Origin of the sequence: Pararhizobium arenae (assembly GCF_001931685.1) — a bacterium.
GTDB classification, from domain to species: Bacteria; Pseudomonadota; Alphaproteobacteria; order Rhizobiales; family Rhizobiaceae; genus Pararhizobium; species Pararhizobium arenae.
In genome coordinates, this window is record NZ_MOOY01000011.1 from 32645 (window position 1) to 58609 (window position 25965).

Annotated in this window: 23 protein-coding genes and 2 pseudogenes; 7 read left to right on the forward strand and 18 right to left on the reverse strand. The window is 58.6% G+C overall.

What is annotated here, in order from left to right; all coding sequences use genetic code 11:
- Positions 1–11: 11 nt before the first annotated feature.
- Positions 12–563 carry a metallophosphoesterase family protein gene (locus tag BLX89_RS21280; RefSeq protein ID WP_075292990.1) on the forward strand — a complete coding sequence of 184 codons (552 nt, stop codon included), beginning with the start codon at positions 12–14 and terminating at the stop codon, positions 561–563.
- Here the strand turns inward: BLX89_RS21280 and BLX89_RS21285 are convergent.
- A complete protein-coding gene (locus BLX89_RS21285) occupies positions 560–865 on the reverse strand; it encodes a WGR domain-containing protein (protein WP_075292991.1) in 306 nt (101 codons plus the stop codon). The genes BLX89_RS21280 and BLX89_RS21285 overlap by 4 nt on opposite strands.
- 261 nt (positions 866–1126) lie before the next feature.
- Here BLX89_RS21285 and BLX89_RS21290 point away from each other — a divergent pair, with 261 nt between their 5' ends.
- From BLX89_RS21290 to BLX89_RS21300, 3 genes are all read left to right on the forward strand, one after another.
- Positions 1127–2185, forward strand: a complete 1059-nt coding sequence (locus BLX89_RS21290) for a hypothetical protein (RefSeq protein WP_075292992.1) — start codon at positions 1127–1129, stop codon at positions 2183–2185.
- Positions 2186–2361: 176 nt separating this feature from the next.
- Positions 2362–2664, forward strand: a complete 303-nt coding sequence (locus tag BLX89_RS21295; protein ID WP_075292993.1) for a hypothetical protein — start codon at positions 2362–2364, stop codon at positions 2662–2664.
- A 135-nt stretch (positions 2665–2799) separates the two neighbouring features.
- Entirely contained in the window at positions 2800–3072 is a 273-nt protein-coding gene (locus BLX89_RS21300; protein ID WP_075292994.1) for a hypothetical protein, read from the forward strand.
- Positions 3073–4345: 1273 nt separating this feature from the next.
- Here the strand turns inward: BLX89_RS21300 and BLX89_RS21305 are convergent.
- Positions 4346–5599, reverse strand: coding sequence for an ATP-binding protein (locus BLX89_RS21305; protein WP_075292995.1), 1254 nt, complete (start codon positions 5597–5599; stop codon positions 4346–4348).
- A 549-nt stretch (positions 5600–6148) separates the two neighbouring features.
- Here BLX89_RS21305 and BLX89_RS21310 point away from each other — a divergent pair.
- Positions 6149–7027 (forward strand): hypothetical protein, encoded by an 879-nt coding sequence (locus BLX89_RS21310; protein WP_075292996.1) that lies wholly within the window; start codon positions 6149–6151, stop codon positions 7025–7027.
- On the opposite strand, the pseudogene BLX89_RS21315 reads toward BLX89_RS21310, so the two are convergent.
- From BLX89_RS21315 to istA, 3 genes and pseudogenes are all read right to left on the reverse strand, one after another.
- Positions 7011–7421 (reverse strand): annotated as a pseudogene (locus tag BLX89_RS21315) (transposase); the annotation flags it as partial. The gene BLX89_RS21310 and the pseudogene BLX89_RS21315 overlap by 17 nt on opposite strands.
- 70 nt (positions 7422–7491) lie before the next feature.
- Positions 7492–8022, reverse strand: a pseudogene (locus tag BLX89_RS21320) (ATP-binding protein); the annotation flags it as partial.
- The gene (gene istA / locus BLX89_RS21325) at positions 8012–9532 is read right to left on the reverse strand and encodes an IS21 family transposase (RefSeq protein WP_075292997.1); all 1521 of its coding nucleotides are present in this window, start codon (positions 9530–9532) and stop codon (positions 8012–8014) included. The gene istA and the pseudogene BLX89_RS21320, both read right to left, overlap by 11 nt.
- Positions 9533–10123: 591 nt before the next feature.
- Here istA and BLX89_RS21330 point away from each other — a divergent pair.
- The gene (locus tag BLX89_RS21330) at positions 10124–11083 is read left to right on the forward strand and encodes a sugar-binding transcriptional regulator (RefSeq protein WP_075292998.1); all 960 of its coding nucleotides are present in this window, start codon (positions 10124–10126) and stop codon (positions 11081–11083) included.
- A gap of 276 nt (positions 11084–11359) precedes the next feature.
- On the opposite strand, the gene BLX89_RS21335 is transcribed toward BLX89_RS21330, so the two are convergent.
- The 5 genes from BLX89_RS21335 to BLX89_RS21355 form a co-directional block, all read right to left on the reverse strand.
- On the reverse strand, positions 11360–11845 hold the full coding sequence (locus BLX89_RS21335; RefSeq protein WP_342587609.1) for a GFA family protein: 486 nt from the start codon (positions 11843–11845) through the stop codon (positions 11360–11362).
- Positions 11846–11989: 144 nt separating this feature from the next.
- Positions 11990–13159 carry an ABC transporter substrate-binding protein gene (locus BLX89_RS21340; RefSeq protein WP_075292999.1) on the reverse strand — a complete coding sequence of 390 codons (1170 nt, stop codon included), beginning with the start codon at positions 13157–13159 and terminating at the stop codon, positions 11990–11992.
- 125 nt (positions 13160–13284) lie between these two features.
- Complete coding sequence (locus BLX89_RS21345; RefSeq protein ID WP_425348631.1) at positions 13285–14367, reverse strand: LLM class flavin-dependent oxidoreductase; 1083 nt, start codon at positions 14365–14367, stop codon at positions 13285–13287.
- Between the two features lie 94 nt (positions 14368–14461).
- A complete protein-coding gene (locus BLX89_RS21350; protein WP_245292889.1) occupies positions 14462–14884 on the reverse strand; it encodes a carboxymuconolactone decarboxylase family protein in 423 nt (140 codons plus the stop codon).
- Between the two features lie 81 nt (positions 14885–14965).
- Entirely contained in the window at positions 14966–15475 is a 510-nt protein-coding gene (locus tag BLX89_RS21355) for a flavin reductase family protein (RefSeq protein ID WP_075293001.1), read from the reverse strand.
- Between the two features lie 136 nt (positions 15476–15611).
- Here BLX89_RS21355 and BLX89_RS21360 point away from each other — a divergent pair, with 136 nt between their 5' ends.
- Positions 15612–16379, forward strand: a complete 768-nt coding sequence (locus tag BLX89_RS21360) for an SDR family oxidoreductase (RefSeq protein WP_075293002.1) — start codon at positions 15612–15614, stop codon at positions 16377–16379.
- Positions 16380–16427: 48 nt separating this feature from the next.
- Here the strand turns inward: BLX89_RS21360 and BLX89_RS21365 are convergent, their stop codons facing one another.
- The 8 genes from BLX89_RS21365 to BLX89_RS21400 all read right to left on the reverse strand — a co-directional run bounded on the left by BLX89_RS21365 (position 16428) and on the right by BLX89_RS21400 (position 25962).
- Positions 16428–17660 (reverse strand): alpha/beta fold hydrolase, encoded by a 1233-nt coding sequence (locus BLX89_RS21365; RefSeq protein ID WP_075293003.1) that lies wholly within the window; start codon positions 17658–17660, stop codon positions 16428–16430.
- Between the two features lie 187 nt (positions 17661–17847).
- Positions 17848–18519 carry a GntR family transcriptional regulator gene (locus BLX89_RS21370; RefSeq protein ID WP_075293004.1) on the reverse strand — a complete coding sequence of 224 codons (672 nt, stop codon included), beginning with the start codon at positions 18517–18519 and terminating at the stop codon, positions 17848–17850.
- A gap of 443 nt (positions 18520–18962) precedes the next feature.
- Positions 18963–20012 carry an ornithine cyclodeaminase gene (locus tag BLX89_RS21375; RefSeq protein WP_075293005.1) on the reverse strand — a complete coding sequence of 350 codons (1050 nt, stop codon included), beginning with the start codon at positions 20010–20012 and terminating at the stop codon, positions 18963–18965.
- Between the two features lie 68 nt (positions 20013–20080).
- A complete protein-coding gene (locus BLX89_RS21380) occupies positions 20081–21049 on the reverse strand; it encodes an electron transfer flavoprotein subunit alpha/FixB family protein (protein WP_075293006.1) in 969 nt (322 codons plus the stop codon).
- 24 nt (positions 21050–21073) lie between these two features.
- Positions 21074–21823 (reverse strand): electron transfer flavoprotein subunit beta/FixA family protein, encoded by a 750-nt coding sequence (locus BLX89_RS21385; protein WP_075293007.1) that lies wholly within the window; start codon positions 21821–21823, stop codon positions 21074–21076.
- 30 nt (positions 21824–21853) lie between these two features.
- Positions 21854–22531 (reverse strand): cupin domain-containing protein, encoded by a 678-nt coding sequence (locus tag BLX89_RS21390; RefSeq protein WP_158025986.1) that lies wholly within the window; start codon positions 22529–22531, stop codon positions 21854–21856.
- A gap of 5 nt (positions 22532–22536) precedes the next feature.
- Complete coding sequence (locus BLX89_RS21395; protein WP_075293009.1) at positions 22537–23967, reverse strand: NAD-dependent succinate-semialdehyde dehydrogenase; 1431 nt, start codon at positions 23965–23967, stop codon at positions 22537–22539.
- 36 nt (positions 23968–24003) lie between these two features.
- Entirely contained in the window at positions 24004–25962 is a 1959-nt protein-coding gene (locus BLX89_RS21400) for a hydantoinase B/oxoprolinase family protein (RefSeq protein ID WP_075293010.1), read from the reverse strand.
- Between the last annotated feature and the right edge of the window lie 3 nt (positions 25963–25965).

The following is a 25965-nucleotide window of genomic DNA, read 5'->3' on the forward strand; positions in this document are numbered from 1 at the left end:
GAGGGAGGCCGGTGTTTACGCGCAAATTCTATATCAGTGACACCCACTTTATGCATGAGAGGCTTCTCGACATGCAGCCGCGGCATTTCCCTTCGATCGAGGATCACGACGAGCATATGATCGAGCAATGGAACGCGGTCGTCGCGGATACGGATATTGTCTATCATCTGGGCGACTGGGGGTTTGCGTTGTCCAGGAACGCGGACCGTGTCCGCGAGATTTTCCATCGCCTACGGGGTCGCAAGTATCTTGTGATCGGCAATCACGATGTGCGCAAAGACGGCAACCTACACCCCACGCTGGCGGCTCTTGCCTGGGCCGAACCGCCTTCGCACGCCCTTCGAACAAGAGATGGTGGACGCGATCTTTATCTCTCTCATTATGCCTGCCGGACATGGCCAAGTCAGCAGTATGGAGCCTTGCACTTCTACGGCCACTCCCACGGAAAGCTTCCCTCCTGTGGCCGGTCACGGGACGTCGGCGTCGATATGCCTGATGTCGCGTTCACGCCGCGGACATTCGATGAGCTGACAGCTGGCATGGACCTGGGGAGCGCCGCCTAATGACCTCTGCTGCCGACCGACTTCAACCCGTCCCGGTTTCCCACGCAATTCTGTGCCATGGCAATCATCGGCGCATACCCGCGAGCGCGCTTGCGTCTCAGCCATAGCAGGAACTCGACCATCGCATCGCGTTCCGACTTGAAATGCTGTTCACGCGTTCGCCCATACGTTCCGATCCTTCCCCATCGCCGGACGACAATAAAACCGTCGAGGAGAGAGGGCTCGATCGCGACCCGATAAAATCTGGCCATGCGTGCGACGGTGTTGACCTTGTAGATGCAAATGTCGAAGCGCGTGTTCATACGCGGGATACTGCGTCTGGACGCCCGTCCAGGTCCAACAAGACTTTTGAATCGGTCAGTGTCATCCGATTCATTTCCGTGAAGTGTTGGCAAAACTATTTTTCGCCGGCCTGAACTTTCTTGTTGCCGGGTCCCGATATACGGGCAACACTTCTTACATGCCCCGGTTTACAGGGGATCATCTGGAGATCAACCGCCGCGTTGCCAAGCCGACCAGGAGTTCCTGGCCGACCGGAAAACTGTGGCCCTGAAGGACCCCGAATGCCCTATAGCCATCACCTTTACTGCCTGTCAGCCTTCGAACAGACGTTCGATCTTCAAAACGCGCCAGCCGAACGCACCTATAAAGGCCAGCTAGTGTTTTCCGGCCCGGATGCGGCAATCGAAATCCGGGGCTCGATGATCCGTGGTTACATCGACGGCGCACCGTCGCATCCAGAAGGCCAGCTGGCGGCGATGATCGACAACTATGACCGGTCGATTTTGCGCGGCGCGCGAGCCCTGCGGCGCGACAAGGCCGACACTGTCATCCTCTCGGGCAAATGGCACCATATCGAATTCGACGAAGAGCCACGCTTCGAAGCCTACCTCGTGCACGTCGTTTCGCCAGAAGGCGCCGTTTCGACCCGGCGCTATCGCTCCGAAATATTCGATTGGGATGATCCGGGGCTGAACAACGGCGGCGGTTTTGGCTACACGCTCAGAGGGCAGCCGGACGAGGACCCCGGTACGCTCAGACATCTTGCAGCACGCAAGCTGGGTGGGGGCAGGCGGTTTCGCTACGGGCCAGGAGGCCTTCCTGCGCTGGACGGCATTCTGTGGTTTCCCGCCTCAAAGGCTACCCTGCCGATCGTAGCGTCGATGTTCCGCGACGATATCCAGCTCGCTGAGTTTGAAGGCGAGACCGAGAAGAGTTTTCGACCGGGGCAGGGACCAGTGAGCAGCGACGGCACGATCTTGTCTGCGCTGAAGGCGAGGGAGGCTTTTGTCGGGCAAGCGATCGGCGAGTTTCGGGGAACAACGGTTGATCGGCGCGCACACCGGCCAGAGGAAATGACGCTGGACGAGATACTGGATTCGACCGATACCCCCGGCTACTGGAGCCAGTCATGGTACGACGGTTCAGAGCCATATTCGGTGTTTCATCTTCCACATGACGCGCTACTCGATGGGAACCTTGTCCTGAAGCGCACCAGCGATGAAGCCGATCCGTATCTCCTCGGCAATACTTATGCGAGCGACTGGAGCGCCGCGGAAAACAACCTGTTTCGTGTGCTCGCCGTCGGGCCTGCGCCCGATCACTCCAGAGTGCCGCTTTGAGCCTAAACCATGTAGCCCGATGACATCATCAACCTGGCAGCGGGAGGCCGGTCGCGGAGACCGCTTTCCTAGCCTGCCTTTTTTAGGCCGGACAAATTCGGCCGACAATCAACCTTGCGTCGCCGGCTGATCGCTGCCGCATCCTGAAACCCCAGCAAAACGAAGTGAACAATCACATGTCGAACAAAACGCACCTTGTCCGCACCATTTTTCAAAACGTCGCCGCTGATGGGAAAATTTATGACACATCATATGGTTTCCGCATCTACGACGACAATTTTTCGACGCACACGAACCTCTACGATACCCTCGAAGAACTGCTGTCTCGCTCGCCAAACGAGCTTGTCGAGACCGCACGCGGGCTTGATTCCATCGGCCGTGGTTTCATCGAATACGCGGAGGAGATGAACCACGCGATTATCGTCGATGGCAATAGGCGTGTATATCCGGGGAGAAACCGTGCTCCATCAGTGCGATAGGCGAGGTGACCGTTCGTCGCGCCGGGGCTCTACCGTACCGAGCCATTCCAGGCGCACTCGTGCATCCGCAAAAGATGCCAGACCAAAGAAAACTGAAAGCAGACAGACCTTAACCGATCAGACGAGGAATTTCCAATGCGCAGATACTTGATTGACGTACCGACGAAGACCTCCTTTTGGGTCGGCGCAAAGTCCGAAAAGGATGCGATTGACGTTCTCTATCGGACAGCGGGCGAGATTGAGTTTCGGATGCACATTGGTGATGAAAACGTAGTGGAGCTGATTGACATGAGCTGCCGCGGCGACCACGAGCTCGTATCCTGCGACGGCGAGGATGATGATGACCTTAGCGAAAAGGATGAAAGTTTTCCTCCGACATCTTATCTGACTTGGCTTGCAAACCGATGATGAGCGTGCGCGGCGCGTTGCCAGTTCTCGCGAAGAGTCGCTTAGAGACAAGCCGTTCACCGCTCAGGGTAGATGGAACGCTCGCGGGGCGCGATCGTCACATACTCCAGCGCGGTGTCGGCGACTGCTTGTACGCACGAGCGATCGCCCATGCGACGAGGCGTCTTACGCTGCAAAGCGTCGATATTCGGGTACCACGGTCACGGATGTCTTCGACGACTTTGAGATCGAAGACGTAGAAAGTAATCCTCCAGCCCCGGCCGTTTAGCCGGACGGTGCGCGTGCCGACGTTGGGCAGACGTCCATGCTCCAGCCAGCGATACCGCTCGGCCGGCTTGATCTTCAGGACATCCTCATTCTCACGAGGAATGACGGGCAGGGCGGCCGTTTTATCAATTGTCCGGACAATAATCGTTGCGGCGACCTTGAGCTCCGTTTTTCATTGTGAGGCATTGCCAGGGTGACGTCAGTGGTTTCAAGCTCGACCGATTGCTTCTACGCAAATGGGAGGCAGGCGCGCATCTCCAGAAATATTTCTCTCGCACGCACAGCTGAACCCAAGGTTGCCGGGGCGGGTGGAGCCCACGAGCCGATCATTTCGATCTCCAGGCTTTTCCGGTATTTGCACGTACGTAACCTCGATCCATCTGTGTTCAACACTCACAATCTGCACCGACACCAAAGCGGTGAACTTCTCCAGCTTCAACGTCGGTCGACTCGATCTGAAGTGAGGGAAATTGCGACGCCAGCTTTTCAATGACAGGCAAAGGAGGGTAGACCGGTGTCTCAAAAGAGAACGCCAGCAAGCCATCGCAGCGTCCCTCCAGTGAAGTTCTGCTCGCATTCCACTTTGTGCCCCAGTGGGTTCGGGCCCAGGATTCAGCCTCAAAATTTGAAATACCTGGCGGCATGGGTAGTATGGATCCAAAGTCGAACCTGCGCGCATATGTCGACGTATTCTTGAAGCACTGATCTTCCATTTCAGACACCAGCTCGCCAGGGCCGCGGAAGAGTGGCTTTCGGCGTAATCCGACATGTGTACTCCAACATTTCAAGAAATTGGTCTCAATGACAGGGTCACCTTAAAACAAGCCGCGTGCAACCGCTCTAATAGCAGAGCACCGAGACTAGACGTCTGCTTTGAAGAGAAGCGCTTAATGGAATGAGGATATAATCGCCAGGTTTATGCCTGGTCGTGCCGGCCTTGGAGACTTTGACGACTTTTCCGATTCCTGACGACGCGCCAAAAGCTGGACAACCCCGCTGGTACGATTCACATTGACCATAGAATTGACAATGGCGCTGCTTGCAGGCGCTCCGAGAAGGGCGTGACACGATGATGATCATGCAGGACAAGACCACGCACGAAGCGATCCCCGACAGCCGCCTGTAGCTGTCTTAGGCCGCGAAAATCATCCGCCTTGACAGTCGCGGACGCTTTCACCTCGATACCGATGATTCGGCCGCGCCGGTCTTCGATCACAACATCAACCTCATCCAGATCCTTTGTTCTGTAGTGAGAAAACGACACACGTCTTTCTGACCAGGAAGCCAGCTTCATCAATTCGGAAACGACAAAGCTCTCCAGGAGAGCACCAAATCGGGTTTTATCGTCGGACAGCCGGGCCAGTTCATCCTCACGAATGGCAGCAAGAAGTCCCGTGTCGATGAAATGTAGCTTCGGCGTTTTGACGAGCCGGCTAAGCCGATTATTCGACCACGGCATCAGCGTTTTGATGAGGAAAAGCCGTTCTAGAATGGCGATGTATTTCCGAGCCGAAACTCCAGACAGTCCTAGCGCCGAACCGAAGCTGCTGTTGTTAACCAGCTGTCCCGCGTGTTCCGCAAGGATATTCAGGAGGCGCGGCAAACGATCAAGCTGATCGATGTTGGCAATCTCGCGCACGTCGCGATCAAGTACCTGGCCGACATAGTCTTCCAGCCACGAAACTCGCCGGGCTGACGTGGTTCGCCTTAGGGCTTCAGGATAGCCGCCAGCGAGAACCATTCCCATCATGTCTCTGCCAAGAATGACGTCGCCATCAGCAACCGGCTCTTCTCCTGCAAACAGACGATCAAGCATCAGGCCAGGCTTGGAGCGGATTTCAGCCTGCGAAAAAGGAAGAAGCGGAATGACTGCCATCCGGCCCGCCAGAGAGTCAGCGATGGCCGGAATGGTCGCGAGATTGGCAGAGCCCGTGAGGAGAAACCGTCCGGGCTCCTGATTATCATCCACGCTTGCCTTGATTGCGAGCATCAGATCAGGAGCACGTTGTACCTCGTCTATAACCGCACGCTTGATCCCGCGGACGAACCCTGTGGGGTCGGCTTTTGCAGCGTTCAAGGTACCCGCGTCATCCAACGTGAAATAAGGTCGATCCTTATCCGAAAACATGCGCGCAAGCGTCGTCTTGCCTGACTGCCGTGGCCCGGATATCAACACAACACGGGTATCAGCCAATGCGGCTTCGACCAGAATATGCGCCTTACGATCAACAAGCAGCTTTGAACTCGGGTAATACGTCATGCGGCCATTCTTAACTCACATGCCGTCCAATTTAAAGTGGCTTTCCGTCCAATGTTAATTTTAATGGCGTCTACTCTTAAACCTCACATGCCTCAACTTTACCAGGTCGATACGGAAGCCGACATTACTAGCTGCAATGATTTTTTGGCATCCACAAACTCTACGAATGTCTGAGCCGATGTCGCTGACCAGACGTCCAATAGACCAGTGGTGCATTTGCCCTAACTTTCTACTCCCAAACGATCCATAGCCAAATCTCATGAGATAACAATACGCCATACTGACCGACAAAGGCCAGCACGCGCTCCCAGACAAGCCGGCCACGCTCGAAGACCTTTAAATACAGCAGACTTTCTCACCGCAGGCTGCTTGACGGAAAAATTTCTGCGGCTGATCCTTGTCATAGGCTAAGAGCCCTGAGATCGGCATCCGGCGAAGGAGCGCTAGTCTTTCAAAAAAAAACGAGAAGACCTTCGAATACAGCTCCGATCCGTGAACCGGTTGTGGATACGAAGAAGTCTTTTGTGCCGACAAACCAAGGAACGAATTGTGATCACCGACTTGAAAATTTCACTCGACTGCGAACCCACCCGAACGACAATCGAAGCAAAGGGACCAACACTAAGCGTCGCGGTTAGTCAGGCATGCAGTGAACTCTCCCAAAGATATTCTCAGCTGAGCAAAGTCGTTATAGGCGTCCGGCGCATTGCAGATCAACACGAGGAAGACGAGACGGCCCCGTTCGCGACAATCGAACCGCGCTGCAACCTTTCGGATTTTGAAAGCCCGTTCACTCTCAAAAACGGCTTGGATTTCATTCGTGATGCAGCGACACTCGATGACATTCTTGTGATGATCGATGTTACAGACGTCTACCAGCGCGCAACAGCCCGCGTTCTCGGTATCAACTTTCCCGAAACTTTGGACGAGAGCTTTGAGGATGAAGAACGTGATCCACAAAGGTGCCTAAAAGACTTTGTAGCCGCTGCCCATGGGATGATGCTTTGGGACAACAATATCCCACCGATCGATGTTCGCGGAGAGCTTGACCGCCTTTGGGGAAGTAACGACTGGACACAGATCCTCGCCCCAGAGCAAGTCCAAATTGCCGAAGTCAAAATCTACTCGATTTGCGTCGTCGGACAATACGCGAACGGCTGGATGATCCGTTTTGACTACACCGAAGGCGAACGGATTGGGCGGGAAGTGGAATTCGTATGGCGGGACCGGGCTGGCCGTTACCAAGTAATCCGCGACGAAAGAAGCGCTCTGCGCACCTACGACACGGCGTTTCTCGGCGGTCAATTAGACCAGGTACACGACGCCCTGCAGCGTGCTTTGGACGCTGGGGAATATGTTGAGGAGTTCCGTGTCGCCTCACAGATCAGAAAGTCCCGCTCTGAAAAAGACAGTGCCACCATAGCTTGATCGCTCGGCCGTCGGGCGAATACGCGAACTTATAGATCGTTTCGTGAGTGACCGATATCGGATGCCGCTCCAAACGCATCCTTCCTGCGATCTGCTGCGGCGACTAACCTTGCTTGATCCGATCAATCACCGACTGACGGACGCGCGAGAACCGCGCCAGCTTCCTCAGCTTGGCGCGTCGTTCGCAGGCCATGTCATGCGCCGTTACGCAGTAATAGCCGTTGAGATCCGGGATGACCTCGTCGATGAACATGATGCGCTCGATCTGCCGAAAAATCGTCGAGCGATGACGCCCAAGCTTTTCGGCGATAATGCCAACAGCCAGGCCCGCCATGCGCCAACGCGCGATCTTGCGCCGTTCATCCATGTCGATATTCGAGTAGGGACGTTTCATTGCAGCTTCCTTGCGAGTGACAACCGATTGGTATCATTCGCAGGTCGCACTTCATCCTTGAACCCACCAACGGAAGATATCCGAGTTCATCAAGGATCAGCATATCGAGGCGAACCAGTGCTTCGGCGATCTGACCGGCTTTGCCTTTGGCCTTCTCCTGCTCGAGAGCGTTGACCAGTTCGATGGTCGAGAAGAAGCGGACCTTTCGACGATGATGCTCGATTGCCTGGACGCCGAGAGCGGTCGCGATGTGTGTTTTTCCTGTTCCGGGCCCGCCGACGAGCACGATATTCTGCGCTCCGTCCATGAACTCGCATCGGTGCAGTTGGCGCACCGTCGCTTCGTTGATCTCGCTGGCGGCGAAGTCGTATCCCGAGATGTCTTTGTAGGCCGGGAAGCGCGCAGCCTTCATATGGTAAGCAATCGAGCGGACCTCGCGCTCAGCCATCTCGGCTTTCAGCAACTGGGACAGCACGGGCACTGCCGCATCGAACGCCGGCGCTCCTTGCTCGATCAGGTCCGTGACGGCTTGGGCCATGCCATACATCTTCAGGCTACGCAGCATGATGACGACGGCTGCGCTGGCGGGATCATGACGCATGGCGACCTCCCGCGATCCGTACACGCAGACCATCGTAGCGCTCAACGTTGGCCTTGGGTTCACGCAGCAAGGTCAGCGCCTGTGGCGTCTCGATGTCAGGGTCGTCAGTCGTCTTGCCATCTATCAGGCGATGCAGCAGGTTCAGCACATGCGTCTTGGTCGCGACGCCTTGATCCAGAGCCAGTTCTACAGCTCTTACGACGATTTGTTCGTCGTGATGAAGAACGAGAGCGAGAATGTCGACCATCTCACGATCACCACCGGGGCGGCGAAGGATCTGGTCCTGCAATTTGCGTAAGGCGGGCGGCAATTCCAGGAAGGGTGCGCCATTGCGCAGGGCACCGGGCTTGCGTTGGATGACCGCAAGGTAATGCCGCCAGTCGTAAATCGTTCGCGGCGTTTTGTCGTGGCTGCGTTCAATGATCCGCGGATGCTCGCAGAGAATATTGCCCTCGGCCGCAACGACCAGCCGCTCGGGGTAAATCCGCAGGCTGACGGGTCGGTTCGCAAAAGATGCAGGCACGCTGTAGCGGTTCCGCTCGAAGGTGATCAGGCAGGTGGGGGAGACACGCTTGCTCTGCTCGACGAAGCCGTCAAACATAGTGGGGAGCGCCATCAATGCTACCCGCTCATCAGCCCAAACATCCGCGATCGTGCCGGGCAAGGTACCGTGAATTGTGTCGCACCAAAGGTCTTGGCAATGCTGTTCCAGCCAGACATTCAATGCCGCCAGATCCGGAAAGGGCGGCATCTGTTGCCACAAACGTGGTCGGGCATCCTGAACGTTCTTCTCGACCTGCCCCTTCTCCCAGCCTGCGGCGGGATTGCAGAACTCGGGCGCAAAGACGTAGTGGTTCGTCATTGCCTGGAAGCGGACGTTAACTTGCCGTTCCTTGCCGCGACCAACACGATCGACCGCGGTCCTCATGTTGTCGTAAATGCCACGACCCGGCACGCCGCCGAACACCCGGAACCCGTGCCAATGAGCGTCGAAGAGCATCTCGTGCGTTTGCAGCAGGTAGGCTCGGACCAGAAAAGCTCGGCTGTGCGATAGCTTGATATGCGCGACCTGAAGCTTCGTACGCTCACCGCCGATCACAGCATAATCTTCACTCCAATCGAACTGGAATGCCTCACCAGCGCGGAAGGACAGAGGAACGAATATGCCGCGCCCTGCTGTCTGCTGCTCAACCCGCCACTCACGGGCGAAGGCGGCGACCCGACCATAGGAGCCAGCAAAGCCCAGAGCCACCAGATCGGCATGAAGTTGCTTCAGCGTTCGGCGCTGTTTGCGTGACCTTCCGGCCTCGGTTTTCAGCCAGCCAGAAAGTTTGTCGGCGAACGGATCAAGCTTGCTCGGTCGTTCCGGTACCGTGAACGTCGGCTCGATCGTACCCGCGTTCAAATACTTCGCGATCGTGTTGCGCGACAGTCCCGTGCGCCGGCTGATCTCGCGCACAGACAGCTTCTCACGCAGTGCCATCCGACGGATGATGTTTAAAAGTCCCATGTGGATCACTCCGTTGCCCCCGTCGCTTTCCGCGTTGGGGGAAGGTTCACATGGCTCAATTCTCAATGGAAATTATGCGCCTAACCGGCTCAGTTCCGCGTGGAAACCAACAAAATGTATTCAGAAGCTCTCGTCCCATGATACCTCCTCGTATCTTGTGCATAAATATTCACTATTGAAATTGCATTTAAAGCTCAGACATCATACCTATCCGTGTCAAGCTGGATCTCGGCGCAATAAATTTGCACGGTCGATTCGCGTTGAATCGACTGGCTTACGCTAGTTGAACCGACCAGATGAATTTGGGAGCATGAAAATTATATGGCAATATATCAACATGTTATATCTGGAACGGAATGTATTTTCTTAAACTTCTCAGACGCCGACCCGGACTGGAGTGCTGATGTCAGCCGACGTAAAATTGATGGCAGGCCATCAAGAATCCAGCGTCAAGATCTAGCGGTGTATATTTATTCATGCATGATTTGACCGTGAGCTAGCCGCTATCGCTGAAGAGCATCTGTACGAACAGCCAGCCAAAGCGGAGGACGATCAAGATCAATAGTCGCCGATTTCATAATGGGAGAAGATATGAGCCGCTTAAACGAACTCCGTCTGGTCGCTCGTGTCGCTCAGATGTATCATATCGAAAACCGTCGTCAGGGCGACATCGCGCAGCACCTTAACCTGTCTCAGGCGACGGTCTCCCGGATGCTGAAACGTGCCAGTGTCGAAGACATCGTGCGCACGACCGTGGTCCCACCGCTCGGCACCTTCCCCGAACTCGAAAGCAAGCTTAGGGAACGGTTTGGTCTGCCAGAGGCGATCGTCGTCGAGTGTTCGGAAGATCGTGATGCGGCGGTCATGTCCCGAATAGGCGAAGCCGCGGCACATTTTCTCGAAGTCACGCTGTCCGATGGCGACGTTTTGGGTGTTTCGAGCTGGAGCCAGACTATTTACAAGATGGTGGAAAACATCCACCCGCAGAAAAGCGCGTCTGTCAGATACGTGGTTCAAACGCTCGGAGGCATGGGCGACCCGGCGGTTCAGACCCACGCGACTCAGTTGACCGCCAAACTGGCACGGCTCACGGGCGCGGAACCCAAACTGCTGCCTGTTCAGGGAGTTGCCTCTTCCAAAGAGGCGAAACTTGTTATGATCGACGACCCTTACGTACGGGAAACGATCGGCCTTTTTGACCGTATTACAACCGCAGTCGTGGGGATCGGAGCGATTGAGCCTTCTGAACTCCTGGCGCGGTCGGGCAATTTCTTCTCGGCAAGCGAATTATCCCGACTGGCGGAGTCGGGCGCTGTCGGGGACATATCGCTGCGGTTCTTCGACCTGCAGGGGACTCCGGTGAAAACTTCTCTTGATGAGCGGGTGATTGGGCTTTCCCTCGACGAACTGGCGAAGATCGATCGCGTCATCGCGCTCGCGGGCGGAAAACACAAGACCGCTGCGATCGCCGGTGCCTTACGTACGAAGACGATAGACGTTCTCGTCACCGACAAGTTCACGGCCGAGCGCCTTGTGACAGAGGATTTCTAGAGCCAAAGCGCATTCCAGGCGACATGGACCCGCGTGAGTGATGTCCCCTGGTTGAGGCGGCGCGTTACAAAGTGGTCCCGCCCGCAGGCGCATGGTCAAGCCGTCACCCCGACTATAGACCTCGTGATCGAACAGCTCTTTACCGCGCCCTCACAAGAGAGAGCGACCACGTTCCTTCTAACGCTATCTCGCACTCGTGCAGGTGGCGACCCGTGGCCGTCTCGTGATGCCCGACCTGCATCGTTGCATCATACGAAGCCCGGCTACGGCCTCCACTCACGGAAACTCGTCGTGGGACGGCTTCGAAGCGTCGTGTTGCAACCACGGCTTCGCATGCGAAACCCAAACGTTCGACTCGGCGACGACACCGGGATCGGTATCGAAGGTTCCGGCGCGGACCACAACAGCGCCCGGCTGGGCTGGTCGCTCCGCGTAGACGTGGGTCCCGCATGTCTCGCAAAACCATCTGAGCTTACCCGGAGTGGATTCGTAGCTCCTGAGGCTATTCTCCCCCGAAGTAATCTTGAAATCCTCGCTTTTGACCCGCGCTGCCGTGTTGTGATCGGCGGCATGGGACTTTCTGCACGTCTGACAGAAGCAGTTCCACAGGGGGCCATCGATTTGAGCAGCCTCGTACTGAACTTTCTTGCACTGGCAAGATCCCAGAATCTTCATAATCATACCTTTCGCCGTTCTAAGGCAGGAGAATTGTATTGTTCTTCGACCGACCGCTTGCCCCTGCCGGGCGGCGTCAACGGCCATTCAATCAAACCGGTCGAGCGGTGATGCCGCGGCTGCCGGGAGTCAGCCTCCAGCGCACATGCATCGCGAGATGCCCGGACTTCCAAGAATATTCCCCTTCCGCGCCTGCCGGAATGGATAGTGCGGAAGGGAGATGCGTAGGTGCTACTGCTTTGGTTTCCAGGTCAGGGGATCTGAGGGCCTTTCGAAGTATTGAGCGGCGACATCGGCGGGCCACCACGCGTCGCCCTTCGGTTCGATCCAGTCGGTCGAGTTCAGGTCGCAGTCCTCTCCGAGAACCTCCTTCACGTCATCGATCGTGTAGGGCAGCACGGGGCGGAGTATCGATTGGATTTTGGGACCCTGACCCTGGAGTGTCCGCATCATCACGTCCCAGACCATGCTGATGTCCGCCCGCGGCGGCCAGATATGGAAACTCTTGCTGACGAAATCCGGATTCTTGCGCCAATAGCAGGCGGCGGATGCCTCACCTCCGAGAACGATCGGCATCCGGTCGCGACCGGACTGCAGAATGGCGTTGAGGACGCCGTTCTCCGAGGCTGACTGGACGACCATCCCGTCGATCTGCGCGGGATTGGTCGCGAGGAACTTCTGCACCTCGACCTGAGCCACCTGGTCGGTCCACTTTCCGGCGACGTTGCCGACGACCTTGATGTCGGGATACTCCGTGAGCGCCTTGTTAGCGCCGATGTCGAAGCTATCGGACGACGCGAATCCAGGGATGCCCGATACAAGGAGCACGTTCCCCTTGCCGCCGATCTCTTCGGCCAGCCATTTCGCCGCCGTGTAGCCGCCCTGCGTGTTGTTTTCCGTTGCGCTGATCGCGTAGGGCGATGTCACATAACCGGAGACGGAGAAGACCGGAACTCCCTTGGAGTATGCGTACTCGATCGTCTGGTTAAGCGCCGTGACGTTCGAGCAGCAGATGATGATCGCGTCGACGCCGCTATCCACCATTTGCCGCATCTGCTGGATTTGGACCGCGTCCTTCAGGTCAGACTGGGTGACGACAAGCTCCGACACGAGTCCTGCGTCCTTGTACTTGGGCAGCAGGACATTGTTGAGCTCGTCGAGCATGGCGGCGCGCCAGGTATTTCCGGCATACGTGGAGGCGTAGCCGATCTTCCAAGGCGGCGGCCGCTTGGCGACGAAATCCTTAAATACGGTTCCCCCGAGAGGGATCGCCGGATCCACGTGTTCGTATATCGCCTGCTGTTCGGGCGGCAGCGAATCCAGACCGTCCGCATGCGCGACCAACGGCACCTGATAGACGCCGCAGAGCAGCGCGATAGCGGCTAATAGCTTATTCCGCATGATAGGGTCTCCTCCCCCAGGTTCTCCCGCGCCACCCGGTCTTCCCGATGAATCCCGGACGCGGAAATCCGACTGTTCCCGACGGAAACAGGACTATTTTGCGCGGCGTATCGCCGCCCGTTTGGCTAGTTGCGAAGGCCGGCCTGTTTCAGGAGAGGCATGACCCTCTCGTTGAAAAACGGCAGTTCTTCGTTGTAGTCGACCATCGTAAGCAGCGCGCCGTCGACACCGGTCTTGCTCAAGGCGGCGAGTTTCTCGGTCACCTGGTCGGGCGTGCCGACGATCGGGAAACCACCCCAGCCCGCGATGAAGCGCTCCTTGAACTTCTGATACATTTCCGCGGAGTGGTTCTGGGACTGGACCTGCAGGACCTCGCAAATGTTTTCGCAAGCCTCCCAGTCGCCCTTCTGCTTCACGTAGTAATCATAGTATTCGAGGGCTTCCTTCTCCGTTTCGCGCACCACGACAGGGCAGGCCGTGAAGGTCCCGAGCTCTCGATTGTACTCGGTCCGTGCAAGGTCCTTGACCTTCTTTACCCACGCCGAACCGGATTCCATGTCCTGCATGAAGCCGAAATTGAAGTCGCAGAACTTCGCGGTGAACTGCAGGCCTTTCCCGGATGCGCCGGCGCAGATCAGCACTGGCCTGCCGGCCTTGTTATAGGGCTTGGGCTCGCTGAATGCGTCCTTGACCTTGAGGAACTGGCCGGAGAAATCGACGCCATTCCGTTTCCAGAGCTCCTCGACGATCTCCATCCACTCGGTCGCGTATTCGTACCGCGTGTCGTGTTCCATCATGGGAACGCCGAACATCTCCATCTCCGGAGTGAACCAGCCCGTGACGAGATTGAGGCCATATCTCCCTTTCGAAATATGGTCGATCGTCGTTGCCATCTTGGTCGCGACTATGGGGTTTAGCGTCGGAATATGCGTCGTCGAGAAGAACTGGAGCTTTTCTGTAACCGCAGCGAGCGCCGCGGCCCACGTGAAGGTGTCCATGTTGACACCGTTGAAGTTCGTCGGGCCACCGAAGCCCCGCCAGCGGGCGATCGGAACCATGCACTCCCAACCCGCCGCTTCGAGCTGTCTGGCGATTTTGACGTTGTGGTCGAACGTCGGCTCGAAAGTCGTTTCGGCCAGGGTGATGGCGCAGGCGTTCGAGCAGTTCGTACCGAAGACGCCCAGTTTCAACTTGTTGTCGTTGAACATCGGGTTGCCGGACGCGCGGAATTCCTCTTGAATACTCAATATTTCCTCCCAAGGTATGCTTTGACGGTGTACTTTTCGCCGCCGATCATGCTTTTCAGATATTCATCTCGTCGAATACTTCCTGGGCGCACCGAAAACTGTCGATGGCCGCGGGGACGCCGCAGTAGATCGACACCTGAAGAAATACCTCCCGGATTTCCTCTTTCGTGATCCCGTTGTTGATAGCGCCCCGGACATGGAGCTTGAGTTCGTGGGGACGGTTGAGCGCCGAGATCATTCCAAGGTTGAGGATGCTGCGCATCTTCCGCTCCAGACCCGGACGGTTCCAGATTTCGTCCCAGCAATACTCCGTGACGAGTTGCTGCATCGGCCAATTGAAGTCCGTAGCCTTCTTCACAGAGGCATCGACATATTCGCCGCCGAGAACTTCGCGGCGTGTTTTCAGGCCCCGCTCGAAGCGGTGGGTTACGGTCCGACCATTGATGGCCGGTTCACTTGCGGTTGCTGCTGTTGTCACGGGTTTCTCCTTTGGATTGGTTCGCGAACGCTGAACGTTCGATGGTTTGGCGTTCCATGAAGTGTCGTGGAACGCGCGGGATCAGGCTGCGGTATCGATGAGGGCAGACGACCGCATCAGCTTGCCGTCCTCGTAGAGAAGCGGTGCGATCGCATCGAGGTACTGCGCTTGCCGCACTTCGCCGAGCACCACATCGTGGGTCTGGACACGCACAACGTCTCTGAGGTCGCAGGCGAACGAGGCTTGCGCGTCGCATAGAACCGGGAGGCCGTTCAATGAAATCCAGTCGCCGTGCTGGAAGCGATCCTGCCCCTTCAGTTTGCCGCTGAAGAGCGGCACGAGCGGTGCGTGGGACAGGTGCAGCATGTTGACCGCGAAACGCTTTGCCTGCTTCAGCGGCTGACTGATTGACGCGGATTGGTTGATGCACACGAGTATGGTTGGAGGATCAGCCGTGACGGATTGTACGGCCGTTGCCGCCATGCCGTGTCGGACGCCGTCGCATTCGGTTGTGATCAGGCAAATGGTCGAAGTAAACCTGCGCATTGCCGACCTGAACTGGCTTTGCGCATCGGTTAGTGTTTCAGTCATCGCTCCCTCCCATGGGCAATGTCGGTTGGCGAGAAATAACCAGATTCGCAGACAATCTGTCAAGACGTTTTTGTATCATTGACAGATTGTCTGATAGCTGGTTCCGTGTGCGCGTTTTTGAATTCGGGAGATGTCTATGGAACTTGAAGGTAAAGTCTGCATCGTCACGGGCGCAGGCAGCGGTATCGGGAAAGCGACCGCGAAACTTTTCTATAGTGAGGGCGCGCTTGTCGTCGTCGCCGATGTGAACGCAAGCTCGGCAAACGACACCGCCGCAGAGCTCGGGAACCGCGCTTTGGCCGTACGCGCTGACGTGTCGTCGGCGGAAGACGTGGAAGCGATGGTTTCTACGGTCACCGGAAAATGGAAGCGCATCGACGTCCTCGTCAACAACGCCGGGTACGGTATGCGGGGAAATGTCGTCTCGACCGCTGAAAGCGATTGGGACCGCTTGATGGCGGTCAACGTGAAAGGAATTTTTCTTTGCTCTAAGTTCGTCATCCCTGTGATGATTGCCAGGGGCGGAGGATCCATCGTGAACACCACATCGTACACCGCGGTATCCGCGATCGCGGACCGCACGGCCTATGTCGCATCGAAGGGAGCTATCTCCTCGCTCACTCGCGCCATGGCCCTGGACCACGCGAAACAGAATATCCGCGTGAATGCTGTCGCGCCCGGTACGGTTGACTCGCCCTATTTCGACAAGATCTTCAGGGAGACGCCGGACCCGGTGAAGCTCCGCGGCGAATTTAACTCCCGCGCTGCCCTGAACCGTATGGCACGGCCCGAGGAGATCGCCGAAGCCATGCTGTTTCTTGCCTCGGACCGATCGCGCTTCGCCACCGGAAGCATAGTGACGGTAGACGGTGGTTCGTCCATCGGAAACCATCTGGTGGAATAGGTCAGGTCGACGGCGGCTACTTGCAGCCGCCGTCGTATTCTCCTCCGCCTACCTGGATCGCCGGGCGATATGATCCAGGCCCGCCATGAGGTAGCTACGGAAGTAGTCGGGATGCTCGCACATAGGGAAATGTCCGAGACCCGGCATGGTCAGATGGAGGCTTCCCGGTATCAGGGCTGCCAGCTTCGCCCCGTCCGCGGGTGTGGCGGAGTAGTCGTAGTCGCCTGACAGGAGTACGGTAGGAACATCGCCCGCGTCGATTTCCGGAGCCGTGACGGCACCGTCGAACTCATCGCTATAGAACGCCAGGTCACCAGCGTAGATCCCCGGGGCCGCCTGCGAATATATCCAGCTTGCCCTTCGGCGGCAGTCTTCGGGGCTTATAGGGCTCATTAGCCCTCTTACGTACGCGGCGTTGTGGAGCGATCCGTGAACGTGCGCATGGTTCTGGTAGGCATTGCGCCTACCTTTCGATCGGAACGGAGGCTCGATGGCAATTATGCCTCGGAGAAGCGAAGGCCGTTTCGCTGCCAGGGTCAACGCCATCGCCGCACCCATCGATCCCCCGGCCACGATGGCCTGCTCTCCCACGATCTCTTCGATGATCGCGGCGCACCATGCCAGGTACATCTCCGACGAAAGGGTGTAGATTCCGCCGCCCCAGGAAAGTGGCGGCATGGACTTGCCGTGGAACGGGAGATCGACGGCTATCAGGCGGTGATTCTCGGCCAGTCCGATATCGGACAGTTGCGGTTGGAACTGACGACCGTCGGCACCTGCCGTGTGAAGGAACAATACCGGCGTGCCGTGCCCAGCTTCTTCGAAGTATATGTCGTATCGCTGTCCACCGATGTGCAACGCTCGATACCTGCCTGCAATCTGCGCCAGGTCGCGTGGAGTGGACGGCGCGGCCGCCGCGGTCGCTCTCACCGTTCGCTCGATGACCCGTTCGAGTACCGGGCGAGCCCTGGCGATCGCGACAGCCGCCCCTTCGATCTGGAACTCGGCGTTAGCGAGCTGGAACGCGGTGAAGGAGTGGAACGTCGCTGGCGGAGGCGCTTGGAACACCTTGGCCCAGGTGTCCGCCGGAGCGGCAACGCGTATATCGACTTCTCCGGCGGTATAGGCATCCAGAACGACCGCACGTTGATCCGCGATCTGAAGCACCAGACCCTCTTCCCCGACTTCAAACCTGATCGCGACTTCCAGTCCCGCCGACAGGCGCGGCAATTCCTCGTCAACCGCCGCTTCTTTCAGGCGGTCGCGCAACACTTCGAACATTGCCAATTATCTCCTCCCATTCAGAAGGCAAGATGTCGGTATGGCCTCACGCCCCTATCGCCCTCGACAGGAGGGGGTTGGATGTCGTGACCGCGCGATCTTGCCTGACCATCACCATGCCTCGCTCAGCGACCACGGCAAGTAGTTTTAAGCAGATCATCAGACAATCTGTCAAGGCAAGCGAGCTTCAGTCCCGGGGTAGATGTTCCAGCGCGACCCTCGCTGCCATGTCGATGTGATACTTGCACGCTGCAGCGGCTTTTGGACCGTCCCGCTCGCGGATTGCCGCAGCTATTGCCTGGATCTCCTCCACGCTGTGTTCAAGCCGCCCGGGTTGGGTCATCGAAGTCATTCTCAGGAGCGTGACGCGGTTGTGGAGCGATGTCAGTATCTGCTTGACGACAACGTTCTTGCTTCCGTTTGTGAGGCACTCGTAAAATGCGGTTTTGGCTGCGAGAAGCCGTTCTCGGGAATCGGCTTGCGCGGCATCCGAGAATTCCTTGACCCTCAGTTCCAGGTCGGCCATGTCCTCTTCGGTGCCCTGCTCGGCGAATTGCTGTCCGGCGAAACTCTCGAGAAGCGCCCGGACCGTGTACAACTGGGCGGCCTCTTCGTAGCTTATCGTGCTGACCACAGGGCCACGGTGCGGGAAGCTGGTTATCAAGCCTTCCGCTTCGAGCTGGCGGAGCGCCTCCCTTATCGAGGTACGTCCCACTCCGATCATCTCGCATAGCTCGCGCTCGACGAGCCGCTCGCCGGGCTTGAAGCGCCCTACCGATATCGCTTGGCGCAGCTTTTCTTCGACCTGCATTCGAAGAGAGGCATTTTGCTTCGCGATTTGAAATTCACTGTCTCGCATGGCTAGTTGGTCTTCCAGTGCGCTTGCTGTCGTCGGCAAGCTTTTATATGACCTCCGAATCAATGTCCGGCAAGCCATTGTAGTTAGTGCGGCGGTTAAGTGCTTTCTAAAACCGTTGACCTATTGTCCGGAAGTAAATCTCGTCCAGCCGCGGGTCTCGCCCCTCGAGCAGCGACGCCAGTCCTTTTCTATTTGATCCGGGAGTGACGCGCCTAGTTTGCGGCTCCCGCCTCCTCCGACAGCCCGGCCATGTCGGATTCGACCCGATCGTCTTGAACCCCATCGAGGGCCTCGACGGGGTCTCACGTGTTCTCACATGACGCTCAACGTGAAGGCAACGCACAACCAATCGTTGAACCCGAACGCGGGCATCGCTCGGCGGCACTGTTGACCAACGCCCCCCGTTGCCGTGTTTATTGCCCACGTCCGGATATCGCAATCTTCTATGCTGCCCGGAGCAGCATGCCGAAAAGGTCTCGCGACTCGTCGGGATCGGCAATGATATCGAGTCGCTCGGAAAACTCGCCACCCCCGAGTTGGCTTCTGATGTAACGCAATGCCGAGAAATCCTCGATCGCGAAACCCACGCTGTCGAAGAGGGTGACCTGTCTCTCGTCGCGGCGGCCGATGGCGGTGCCCGTCACGACCCGCCAAAGCTCTGTCACGGGGTACTCGGCATCCATCTGCTGGATTTCTCCCTCGATCCGCGTCTGGGGCGGAAACTCGACGAAAGTGTCGGCGCGCAAGAGGATGTCCCGGTGAAGCTCCGTCTTGCCGGGGCAATCACCACCGATGGCGTTGATATGTACCCCGCTGCCGACCATGTTGTCGGTGAGGATCGTCGCATACTGCTTGTCGGCCGTGCAGGTCGTGATGATCTGCGCGCCTTCTATCGCCTCCTGAGACGAAGAGCACACCGTCACCTCGACACCGAAATCCTCGAGGTTTCGCGCGGCTTTTGCTGTCGCCAGGGGATCGATATCGTACAGCCTCACCCTCTCGGTGCCCACGATTGCCTTCATCGCGAGCGCCTGGAACTCCGCTTGGGCTCCGTTACCGATAAGCGCCATGGTGGTCGCGTTTTTCGGGGCGAGATAACGCGCTGCCATTGCGGACGTCGCCGCCGTTCGCAGGGCCGTCAAAAGCGTCATTTCCGTCAGTAGCACGGGATATCCGGTCGACACTTCCGCGAGTAGCCCGAACGCCGTTACCGTCTGGAGGCCGCGCCCCATGTTGCTGGGATGCCCGTTGACGTACTTGAAACTGTAGATTTCACCGTCGGAGGTAGGCATCAACTCGATCACGCCCTCGCTCGAATGAGAAGCGACGCGCGGAGTTTTATCGAAGGTTTCCCACCGACGGAAATCGGCTTCGATCGCGGCGGCCAGCCCTATCAACATGGGCTCTATACCGACGTGGTGAACAAGGCGCATCATGTTGGCGACGCTCACGAATGGGACAAGCGCTTTTTCCGAGGGGTTAGGGGCTGGCATAGACTTCTCCGTTCGTGCGGCGTTGCCGTGTCGGTACGACAGGCGTTTGATTTCTTAGGGGGCGCGGATCAGCTCTTGGTCGCGCTGCGGCTTGCCAGCGCCGTCTCCAGCTCGGGGAGCAACTCGAACAGGTCGCCGACCAGGCCGTAATCGGCGACCTGGAAAATGGGGGCTTCGCTGTCCTGGTTGATCGCAACGATCACCTTCGAGTCCTTCATGCCCGCGAGATGCTGGATCGCGCCCGAGATCCCGCATGCGATGTACAGGTCCGGCGCGACGATCTTACCCGTCTGGCCGACCTGCCAGTCGTTGGGAGCATATCCCGCGTCCACCGCCGCCCGGCTCGCACCCACGGCGGCTCCGAGTCTATCGGCGAGCGGGATGATCGTGGCGTTGAATTTCTCCGCGGAGCCGAGCGCACGGCCGCCCGCTACGACAACCTTGGCCGATGTAAGATCGGGACGCTCCGACTTCGCGAGCTGTTCGCTTACAAGAGACGACGCCGGATACTGGTGCTGGCCGGTTGTCGCAGGCACGATCGGAACTTGCGGGCCTTCGGACGCCACCGCGAAGGCGGAGGTTCGGACCGTGATAGCCCGCTTGGCATCCGTGGACCTGACCGTCTGGACGGCGTTACCCGCATATACGGGCCGCTTGAACGTAACTCGATCCAGGACTTCGGTGATTTCCGAGATTTGCGAGACGTCGAGGAGTGCGGCAACCCTCGGCATGACGTCCTTACCGCTCGACGTAGCAGCCGCTACGATGGTGTCGTATCCGTCGGCCAGCGAGACCACCAGGGCCGCTAGTGGCTCCGCCAGCCCGTCTGTATACCTCGGATCGTCGGCGACGAGCACCTTGCTGGCCCCTGCCAGCCTTGCTGCTCGCTCGGCGATGGCCGTCACGCCCTCGCCCGCGACGAGAAGATGAATTTCGGTCCCGGCCTCATCGCCGATGAGGGACGCGGCCGTCAGGGCTTTCGCCGTCTGTTCGGAGAGCGATGTGTTGTCGTGATCGACGACTAGCAGAATAGCCATTTTTGAGTTCTCCCGTATTTCCGTTCAGATGGTGCCTGTTTCCGCGCTCAGTCGCTGGACCAGTTCTTGCGCGCTCGCGACAATGACACCCGCCTTGCGGCCCGACGGCTCCTCCGTTTTCATGACGATCAGACGCGGTTCGGTAGTGACCCCGAAATCCCCGGGCGTTCGACGCTCGAGCGGCTTCTTCTTCGCCTTCATGATGTTCGGCAACGACGGATAGCGCGGCTCGTTGAGCCTGAGATCGGTGGTTACGACGGCGGGAAGTGCGATACGTATGGTCCGTGAACCGCCGTCGACCTCGCGGACGACAACCGCCGATCCATCGGCGATCTCGATATCCGAGGCGAACGTCCCCTGTGGCCATCCAAGCAGCGCCGACAACATCTGCCCGGTTTGGTTGGAGTCGTCGTCGATCGCCTGCTTGCCCGTCAATACGAGATCGGGTTTCTCCGCCTCTGCCACGGATTTCAGGATTTTCGCGACGGCCAGCGGCTCGATCGTGTCATCCGTCTCCACGAGTATCGCCCGGTCCGCTCCCATGGCGAGAGCGGTGCGAAGCGTATCTTCCGCCTTAGCCGGACCGATCGACACGACCACGATCTCGGAGGCCTTTCCCGCTTCTTTCAACCGGAGCGCGGCCTCGACGGAAACTTCATCGAACGGATTCATGGACATTTTGACGTTCGTCAGTTCGACGCCCGATCCGTCGGCTTTTACGCGGACATTGACGTTATAGTCGACGACCCGCTTTACCGGGACCAAAATTCTCATAGGACTTCTCCCTCGCTTTCGATGTCGCCTTCACTGCGGCGCGTAGCTGATCCAGAGTTTCTCGACATCCGCTTTCGAAACCCATGTCGACGCGGACCCGGGTGTCACGACGAGGACCTCGCCAGCCGCAGCGCGGAAGTCACTCTCATCCCGCTGACCCAAGGTGACCTCCCCACGCAGAAGATGCATGAGCTCGTAGTAATCGTATTCGACCGACTTTCTGGAGTATGCCTCCGCGTCCCAGTAGCCGACGCCGTATTTGCCGTCAGCGCTTTCGAACACGGTGAGCTTGTTGCAGATCGGGACGGGCGAAAGCAGTACGGACTCCGACGGCCCGCGCGAAGGCTGGCGCTCCGCGCGCGGATCGAGGTATGCGATCCCGGGCGAATGCTGTGCCGGGAAGTAGGATGCGACTATGCATTCGCAATCTCGCTCGGCGCGCCAATCGACATGGGTTCCTCGTCCGAGAACCGCTGCTTGTCCCGTCTTCAGGGTTACCTTTTGGTCGCCGTCAAGCGTGAGGATCCCGTTCGTGACGATGACGGTTACATGAGCGGCGAGCGGACCGGAGCTTCCGTTGCCGTCCAAGGCAAGATGGGCGATCTGAAGATCGCCATGGGAAGATATGTCGCCGGAACCGTCAAACTCGAACGGACCCCCAACCCGAGACGGTGCGCGCGTCCCGAAGCGGTGTATCTCGCCTGTCATGCCGCTCACCATTCCGTCGAGATGTATTGGGTTTCCAGGAACTCTCGGATGCCTTCCTTCCCGCCTTCGCGTCCGAGGCCGGAGAGCTTCACGCCCCCGAACGGAGCCGCGGGGTCCGAGAGGAGGCCCCTGTTCAGCCCGACCATTCCGACCTCGAGCCGTTCGGAAACCCTGAGACCCCGCTTCAAATCGGAGGTGAAAACGTACCCGGCCAAACCGTAATCGGTGTCGTTCGCACGGGAAACGACATCGTCCTCGTCGTCGAAGACCTGGATGGCGGCGACCGGGCCGAAGATTTCGCCAGCAACGCAGTCCGCGTTCTGCGGCACGTCGAACAGCACGGTCGGCGGATAGAAATGGCCCGGTCCTTCCGGGACGACACCCCCGAGTTTCAGCTCCGCTCCCTTTGCGACCGCGTCGTCTACGAAACGCGAGACGCTGTTTCGGGCTCCCGCGTTGACCAGCGGGCCGACATCGACGTCCGGGTCAAGCCCGTTTCCGACGCGGAGCTTGGAGAACTCCGAAGTCAATTTCGACGTGAAGGTCTCGGCAACGGACCTGTGAACGTATATGCGGTTCGCCGCGGTGCAGGCCTCTCCGAGATTGCGCATTTTGGCCAGCATGGTGCCAGCCACTGCCTGCTCGATATCTGCGTCCTCGAAAACGATGACGGGAGCGTTGCCCCCCAGTTCCATGGCTGGCTTGAGCACGCGGTCAGCCGCAGCGTGTAGAAGCTTCTGCCCCACGGAAGTGGATCCGGTGAACGACACGACGCGAACCCGAGGATCGTGCAGCATGGCATCGACGACCGCACCTGAGGTTTTCGACGGAACGACGTTCACGACCCCCGGAGGAACGCCTGCCTCCTCTAGCAGCGGCATAAGCGCAAGCATCGTGAGCGGCGTCTCCGACGCGGGCTTGATCACGACGGTACATCCGGCGGCGAGAGCCGGGGCGATCTTGCGTGTTCCCATCGCGGCAGGATAGTTCCAGGGTGTCACAAGCACGGCCACGCCCGCAGCCCTGTGTTGGACGAGAATCCTCGCCCCGCTCGACGGGGCCATGGACACCGAACCCTCGATGCGGACGGCTTCCTCCGAAAACCACCGGAAAAACTCCGCGGCATATGCCGCCTCTCCACGGGCGTCTGCTCCCGCCTTACCGTTCTCCAGGGTGATGAGGCGGGCGAATTCGTCCAGCCGTGCCGTCATCAGCTCATACGCCTTGCGCAGCACCTCGCCCCTGGCGCGGGGACTTTTCTTCGACCAGGCAAACGCGGCTTCGCTCGCCGCGTCCACCGCCGAGATCGCTTCCTGCACCGAAGCGGAAGCGACGGAGGTGATCACTGTTTCGTCGGCGGGATTGAGAACGTCGAAGCGTTCGCCGCTCGCGGAAGGCAGCCATTTGCCACCGATGTAGAGTTCGTTTTTGTACATCGTTTCTCTCGTCTTGAAAGTTTACGGATGCGGGAACTACGCAGCCAGGGCGGCGGCGTGAGCCTCGACGCTCCTTCTGACCGCCTGGGGAGTTAATTGACCGTCATGGCCCTCTAGCTCCGCTCTCGCGCGGGACCCCACGATTCCGCGCAGGCCGAAGGGCAGCGCGAGGATGGCTTTCGAATACTCGACGCTCGCCTCAACAGGCCACAAGGCTTCGAAGGCCTCCCGCGCGGGTCCGATGGCAATCGCGGTGTCGGCGAATTCGCTTCCTTCGCCACCTCGTGAGAGGTTTTTGTCGGCTGCGATCCGGTCTCCGTCGATCTCCACGCCGTAGATTTCCCGCGCTGTTTCCGCGCTGATGAAACCATCGAGCACGTCGCGCAACACCAGATCGGGATCGCGGGTCTCCGCCGGGCCGAAACCGCCCCCTGCCGACGATGTCATCAGCAGGCGGTCTCCGGCGAAAAGCGTGAGCACTTTCACCATCCCGATGACCTCCCTGCGGCCGTCCGCTCTGATAACCTCTCCCGCGCTGTTGCTCCCCGGGTGGCCGCCATACACGCCCCACGGCTGAAAGCGGAACCTGTCCAGACCTCGCACCGCGATTTTGAGCTCGGGAACGCGGGCTTCGATTTCTATGCGAATTGCTGCGCCCCCCCGGTATTTCCCGTGTCCGGCCACGTCGGAGACGAGTTCGTAGCGGTGGACGACGAGCGGAACCTCGACCTCCACGTATTCGACGGGCGTGCTCTTGAGATACCCGATCATGGTGTCGTTGGCGTCGACGCCGTCCCCGCGGACACGGGCCCCGGAACCGCCGGAAAACGGCTCCACGACGCTGACCCGGCTCCGCCCGGTTGCCGCGTCGATCCAGGACGCGGAAATGATGCCCCCCTGCCCGGCTCCGCAAGCCGCGATACCGCCTTCAATGGCCTGGTTCAGGCAGCCGATAAGGGTGTCGTAAATCCGCATCACGGAGACCCAGCGGTTTCCGGACGAAGCGGGAAATTCCGCGTTCATCACCGATCCGAGCGGAGCTCGTGCCCGGATTGGCCGGATACTCCCGCCGTTGACGGGCATGGTGGGAGCCATGGTGTAGATGTAGTTGGTGAGTCCAAGGCAGAGGAAGGGGTGGCTCCGCTCGCCGCTATAGAAATTCAGCGCCGACCTCACCTGCGGCGACGATCCGCTATAGTCGATCTCGGCTTCGTCGCCGTCAATCGTCAGGCTGCAGTGAAGGAGGATAGGCTCCGAACCCTCGGCACCCTCGATGTAGTCGGCGAACGTGTACGTTCCGTCCTTCAACTGGCCGATGATCTCCCGCGCCTTACGTTCGGAGTACGAGAGGACTCCGGCGACACCCTCGCGAAACGCCGCGACACCCATCTTCTCGCACAGCTCGTTCACGCGGTTCGAAAGGAGTCTCATCGCGGACATGAGCGCCTCGAGATCGCCCCAGACGGCTTCGCCGATCCGGGAATTGTCCTTTATGATCCCGACGATATCCCTGTTGAGAACGCCTTCCCGTACGAGTTTCGCGGGACGCAGGCGCAGCCCCTCTTGGTAGACTTCGCTGAGGTCCGGCGAAATCGAGCCAGGGACCGCGCCGCCCACGTCCGAGGCATGGACAAACGACCATGCGTAGCAGACCAGTTCGCCCTGGTGGTAGATCGGTTGGACGAGATGGACGTCCATGATGTGGGTAGCGAGGCCTCCCGTGTTGAACGGATCGTTGGAGACGATCACGTCACCTGGCAGGATTTTCTCGTCGATCGCTTTCACCATGCCGCTGATTGAATCGCCCGATCCGTTGGTGACACCCGTCATCGTCGGATATGCGAAGAACTCGCCGTCAAGCGTGGCAAGCGCGACCTGGAAGTCCTGCGTCTGCTTCACGAACGTGGTGTGTGCCGTTCGATAGGCGACGGTGGACGCTTCCTCCGCCATGGCGGTGAAACGGTTCTTCATGATTTCTGTAAGGATAGGATCCATATC